Below are 2870 nucleotides of genomic sequence, written 5' to 3'. Positions count from 1 at the left end.
CCCGCACGGCCCTCCATCGCGTAACGCCGGAGCGGCTGGCCGAGGCGGCCGAGATCTGGCGGCCGCGGCTCGCGCACTTGCCCCGGCCGCTGATCGCCGAACCCAGCCTTGCCGCCGCGTTCGTCGATCCGGCGGTCGCATGGCTGCGCGCGCAGGACGCGCCACTCACGCTCGGCCGGCGGCTGCGTGCGATCGGCGTCGAGGGCGACCGGATCGCTAGCCTCGACTGGGGTGGCGGTCCCGAGCCGGTCGCCGCCGACGAGGCGGTGGTGCTGGCGCTGCCAGCCTGGGTCGCCGCCTCACTGCTCCCGGGGCTGACCGTGCCGGACGAGCACCGCGCGATCGTCAACGGCCATTTCGCGGTTGCGCCGCCATCTGGTGTTCCGACCATGCTGGGCCTGCTCGGCGGCAGCGCGGAGTGGGTGTTCGCCTTTCCCGATCGCATCTCGGTCACGGTCAGCGCCGCCGAGCATCTGGTCGACACCCCGCGCGAAGAGCTGGCACTACGCTTCTGGGCGGACGTCCAGCGCGCCTATGGGTTCGAGGCACCGATGCCGCGCTGGCAGATCGTTAAGGAAAAGCGCGCGACCTTTGCCGCCACCCCTGCGCAGAACGCCAAGCGACCGCCGGCGCGGACCCGCTGGCGCAACCTGTTCCTCGCCGGCGACTGGACGCAGACCGGGCTGCCCGCGACCATCGAGGGCGCATTGCGCTCGGGCGAGACCGCGGCGGCGTTTGTGAACGGCCGGGTAACAGGATAGTCACTTGCCGCGTGCTGCACCGCCGCGATAACAGGCGGCGCGATGGCTCCCTATGCTGACCCTTCCGCTAGCCTGACCGGCGGCGACCCACTCGACGCCACGATCACCCGCGCCGCCGCCGCGCTCGCCGCCGCGCAGCGGCCCGATGGCCATTGGGTGTTCGAGCTGGAGGCGGACGCCACCATCCCCGCCGAATATGTCCTGCTGCGCCACTATCTCGGCGAGCCGGTCGACGCGGTGCTGGAGGCGAAGATCGGCCGCTACCTGCGCCGCATCCAGTCGGCGTCGCACGATGGCTGGGCCTTGTACCACGACGGCGGCTTCGACGTCAGCGCCTCGGTCAAGGCCTATTACGCGCTTAAGATGATCGGCGACGACGTGCAAGCGCCACACATGGCGCGAGCACGGGCCGCGATCCAGGCGGCGGGCGGCGCGGCGGCGGTTAACGTCTTCACCCGCATCCAGCTGGCGCTGTTCGCGGCCGGGCCCTGGGACGCGGTGCCGACGATGCCGCCCGAGCTGATGCTCGCGCCGCGCTGGCTGCCGGTGCACCTGTCCAAGACCAGCTATTGGGCGCGCACGGTGGTGGTGCCGCTGCTGGTGCTCGCCGCGCTCAAGCCGGTCGCGCGCAACCCTCGAGCCATCAAGGTCGACGAGCTGTATACTGGCCGCCATGTGCCGTTGATCAGCAAGGCTGCCGGCCTGACGCCGGTCTGGACCGCCGGGTTCAACGCGCTCGACCGTCTGCTCAAGGCCGGCGACGGGTTGTGGCCCCGGCGGTTGCGCGAGCGGGCAATCAAGACCTGCGAGGCGTGGGTGGTCGAGCGGCTCAACGGCCTTGATGGCCTCGGCGCGATCTATCCGGCGATGGCCAACAGCGTGATGATGTTCGACGCGCTGGGCTATGCGCCCGACCATCCGGTCCGCGCGGCGGCGCGCGAGTCGGTCGAGCGGCTGCTCGTCATTCGCCCAGAGGAGGATGGAGACGAGGCCTATTGCCAGCCCTGCGTCTCGCCGGTGTGGGACACCGCGCTCGCCGCCCACGCGATGCTGGAGGCAGGCGAGGAGCCCGCCGCCGACGCCGCGCTCGCCTGGCTCGCGCCGCTGCAGGTGCTGGCGGTCAAGGGCGACTGGGCGGAGGCGCGGCCCGACGTACGGCCGGGCGGATGGGCCTTCCAATATCGCAACGATCATTATCCCGACCTCGACGATACCGCCGTCGTCGTCATGGCGATGGACCGCGCGCGCGGCCGGACCGGCGCGGCGTGTGACGCGGCGATCGGGCGCGGCGTCGAGTGGACCGCCGGTCTGCAATCCAACGACGGCGGCTTTGCGGCGTTCGATGCCGACAATAGCCACCACCATCTCAACAACCTGCCCTTTGCCGATCACGGCGCGCTGCTCGATCCGCCGACCGCCGACGTGACCGCCCGAGTCGTGTCGATGCTGGCGCAGCTCGGCGAGGCGACGGACAGCCAGCGCATGGCGGCGGCGCTGCGCTATCTTGCCGCCGAGCAGGAGGCGGAGGGCAGCTGGTTCGGCCGCTGGGGCGTGAACTACATCTATGGCACTTGGTCGGTGCTGTGCGCGCTGGGCGCAGCCGGGATCGGCCGCGAGCAGCCGATCGTGGCTAAGGCGGTCGATTGGCTGGTTCGCATCCAGAACACCGATGGCGGTTGGGGCGAGAGCTGCGACAGCTATGATCTCGCGCGCACAGGCCATGTCACGGCTCCGTCCACGGCCTCGCAGACCGCCTGGGCGCTGCTCGGGCTGATGGCGGTCGGGGAGATAGGGTCGGCGGCGGTGGCGCGTGGCATCGGCTGGTTGCAGACGCACCAGGAAGCCGACGGGCTGTGGGGGCAGGAGCATTATACCGGCGGCGGGTTCCCGCGCGTCTTCTACCTGCGCTATCACGGCTATCCCAAATATTTCCCGCTCTGGGCGGTTGCACGGTATCGCAACCTGCAGCGGGCGAATGCCAAGCGGCCCGAGTGGGGGATGTGAGCGCGGGCGGCCATGTCGTCGTCGCCACCGGCTTCAACCGAGAGGTCGCCTGCGTGCGCGGCCTTGCCGGGGTGGTGGCGGTCGCGGGCGGCGGCGATCCGGTCG

2 protein-coding genes are annotated in these 2870 nt (G+C 71.0%); both read left to right on the top strand.

From position 1 onward, the window contains the following. Window positions 1-761: hydroxysqualene dehydroxylase (locus HUU96_RS14125; protein WP_174293380.1), on the top strand; the 761-nt coding region annotated here is incomplete at its 5' end. Window positions 762-803: 42 nt separating this feature from the next. After that, entirely contained in the window at window positions 804-2765 is a 1962-nt protein-coding gene (gene shc, locus HUU96_RS14120) for a squalene--hopene cyclase (RefSeq protein WP_174293379.1), read from the top strand. Window positions 2766-2870 lie beyond the last annotated feature (105 nt).

It is taken from the genome of Sphingomonas bacterium (assembly GCF_903644135.1).
Classification (GTDB): Bacteria; Pseudomonadota; Alphaproteobacteria; order Sphingomonadales; family Sphingomonadaceae; genus Sphingomonas.
Note: the sequence above shows the minus strand (reverse complement) of the source record. Positions and strands in the feature narration are given on the sequence as shown.

Coding starts and splice junctions, on each gene's coding strand:
- shc (WP_174293379.1), top strand. CDS start 804: ATGGCTCCCTATGCTGACCCTTCCGCTAGCCTGACCGGCGGCGACCCA.